Here is a 1,420-nt window from a genome sequence, read left to right as displayed (position 1 = left end):
AAAAGTACGGGAATATTAACCCGTTTCCCATCGACTACGCCTTTCAGCCTCGCCTTAGGGGTCGACTCACCCTGCCCCGATTAACGTTGGACAGGAACCCTTGGTCTTTCGGCGTGGAGGTTTTTCACCCCCATTATCGTTACTCATGTCAGCATTCGCACTTCTGATACCTCCAGTGTGGGTTACCCCTTCACCTTCAACGGCTTACAGAACGCTCCTCTACCGCTCATACTTGCGTATGAACCCGTAGCTTCGGTGTATTGCTTAGCCCCGTTACATCTTCCGCGCAGGCCGACTCGACTAGTGAGCTATTACGCTTTCTTTAAATGATGGCTGCTTCTAAGCCAACATCCTAGCTGTCTGAGCCTTCCCACATCGTTTCCCACTTAGCAATAACTTTGGGACCTTAGCTGACGGTCTGGGTTGTTTCCCTTTTGACGACGGACGTTAGCACCCGCCGTCTGTCTCCCGAGTAGTACTCATTGGTATTCGGAGTTTGCAAAGGGTTGGTAAGTCGGGATGACCCCCTAGCCTTAACAGTGCTCTACCCCCAATGGTATTCGCTCGAGGCGCTACCTAAATAGCTTTCGAGGAGAACCAGATATCTCCCGGTTTGATTGGCCTTTCACCCCCAGCCACAGGTCATCACCGTCTTTTTCAACAGACGTGTGTTCGGTCCTCCAGTTGATGTTACTCAACCTTCAACCTGCCCATGGCTAGATCACCGGGTTTCGGGTCTACACCTAGCAACTAAACGCGCAGTTAACACTCGGTTTCCCTACGGCTCCGCTATTCGCTTAACCTTGCTACTAAATGTAAGTCGCTGACCCATTATACAAAAGGTACGCAGTCACGGTCTCAAGGACCGCTTCCACTGCTTGTACGTATACGGTTTCAGGTTCTATTTCACTCCCCTCACAGGGGTTCTTTTCGCCTTTCCCTCACGGTACTGGTTCGCTATCGGTCAGTCAGGAGTATTTAGCCTTGGAGGATGGTCCCCCCATATTCAGACAACATGTCACGTGTGCCGCCTTACTCGTTTTCACTTCTGGTTAGTTTTCGTGTACGGGACTGTCACCCTGTACCGTTGCGCTTTCCAACGCATTCCACTAACACCCCAAAAGCTTAAGGGCTGGTCCCCGTTCGCTCGCCGCTACTAGGGGAATCTCGGTTGATTTCTTTTCCTCGGGGTACTTAGATGTTTCAGTTCTCCCGGTTTGCCTCTACATGCTATGTATTCACATGCAGATACTTACTTATGTAAGTGGGTTGCCCCATTCGGAAATCGTAGACTCAATCGGTTTTTACTACCTCATCTACGCTTATCGCAAGTTAATACGTCCTTCATCGCCTCTGACTGCCAAGGCATCCACCGTATACGCTTAGTCGCTTAACCATACAACCCGGATGAGTTTCCTCT

1 rRNA gene is annotated in these 1,420 nt (G+C 50.4%); it reads right to left on the bottom strand.

The window, feature by feature from the left end:
- Positions 1-1,396, bottom strand: a 23S ribosomal RNA gene (locus L9G74_RS19810); the annotation flags it as partial.
- Positions 1,397-1,420 lie beyond the last annotated feature (24 nt).

Source organism: Shewanella electrica (genome assembly GCF_022321485.1).
GTDB lineage: Bacteria > Pseudomonadota > Gammaproteobacteria > Enterobacterales > Shewanellaceae > Shewanella > Shewanella electrica.
Note: the sequence above shows the minus strand (reverse complement) of the source record. Positions and strands in the feature narration are given on the sequence as shown.